The 1,402-nt window shown below is 39.5% G+C and carries 2 protein-coding genes and 1 pseudogene; 2 read left to right on the top strand and 1 reads right to left on the bottom strand.

Translation table 11 applies throughout. The features are described from left to right. Positions 1-202: 202 nt before the first annotated feature. Positions 203-652, top strand: a pseudogene (locus PR833_RS20300) (RHS repeat-associated core domain-containing protein); the annotation flags it as partial. Further along, positions 653-1,138, top strand: coding sequence for a pentapeptide repeat-containing protein (locus PR833_RS20305; RefSeq protein ID WP_272526489.1), 486 nt, complete (start codon positions 653-655; stop codon positions 1,136-1,138). Positions 1,139-1,202: 64 nt separating this feature from the next. Here PR833_RS20305 and PR833_RS20310 read toward each other — a convergent pair. Continuing rightward, positions 1,203-1,402, bottom strand: a 200-nt coding sequence (locus tag PR833_RS20310) for a SymE family type I addiction module toxin (RefSeq protein ID WP_272526490.1), incomplete at its 5' end; no start/stop codon positions are given.

The following is a 1,402-nucleotide window of genomic DNA, read 5'->3' on the forward strand; positions in this document are numbered from 1 at the left end:
GGGGGCCATCACCCCTACCGCTCGCTATCAAAAGGGGCAATTGCACGCTATGGTCACAGACCATCAAGGAACCTCCCGAGAAATGTTTACTGATAAAGGGATGGTCAGTTAAACGGGCCCCCTCAATACATGGAGTCAAATGGCGTTTTGACAGTCTCACGACAGTCGAGCCGGCAATGCCCCAAATTATACCGAATGCCATTTTCGTTTTGCGGGGCAATATGAAGACCGCGAAGCGGGGTTGTATTACAACCGCTTTCGGTACTATGATAAAGACAGCGGGCAGTCTATTTCACCAGATCCGATAGGGCTGGTTAGTGGGCTGAATCCGTATGGGTGTGTGCACTGTCCGACGAAATATATTGATCCACTAGGATTGATGTGTTGCCCTCTAATTACAAAAGGTACATATGTTACCTCTGACATTATTCAAGGTGCACTGGAAGGGGATACGATGCAAACCGTCCAAGGTTCTGTATCCTTACCAGCTATTCAACGTTATGTTGATCGATTATTAAAAGGTGATGTTGCTCCACCAATAAAGGTTGATGGTAATATTATCGTTGAAAGTAACCATCGCTATGTGGCTGGTAAAATTGTAGGAAAAATTCCTGAAACAAAGGTAGATACTTTTGATTGGGGGAACTATTAAATGATAAACCTCTATTTTGAATCTACCGATGAAATAAAAAAAATAGATAGTGATACCTTAGATGGTTATGATTTCTCTGGGGAATTATTACATACGGCAATTTTTGAAGGATTATCCTTACAACACGCATCTTTCGAGCAAGCTAATTTACGTAGTGCCAATTTTGCATATTGCATATTAAATAATACCAATTTTACTAGCTCATTATTGATGAATACTAACTTCTTAGGTTCATCATTAATTAACTGTAAGTTAGTAAACTCTAAACTCAGTGGCGCATTTTTTCAGGACGCTAATTTAGAGGGAGCTAATTTAAAAAATGCAGATTTATTTGCTGTAAATATGAATAATGCAAATCTAAAAGGGGCTAATATGAATGCTAGTAGAATTATGGATGCAACTTTTATCAACGCAATCTTTGATAAAAATACAATCTGGCCTGAGGGATTTTCACCTTTAAAAGCCGGAGCTAAATATGTTGATTAAATAATGTCTAACTAGAAGAATTATCCTCTAGTTAGACATTATTAAGAGCCATTCAGTTTAGCCTTTAGTCTCTAACATACTCCACCATCAACTCACGCATGGTGTGTTTGATGGCACAGAGTTGTGCTTGCTGCTGTTGGTTTTGTTGCTTAATCGCTCGGGTATCTTCGCTGTCGGGGATTAACACCAAACAGCCGTTTAAAATCTTTACCGTAAAAGTGAAGCCTGTCTCAAAACCCGCAGCTTTTAGCCACTGACCTTTAA

Source organism: Providencia sp. PROV189 (genome assembly GCF_028480065.1).
Classification (GTDB): domain Bacteria; phylum Pseudomonadota; class Gammaproteobacteria; order Enterobacterales; family Enterobacteriaceae; genus Providencia; species Providencia stuartii.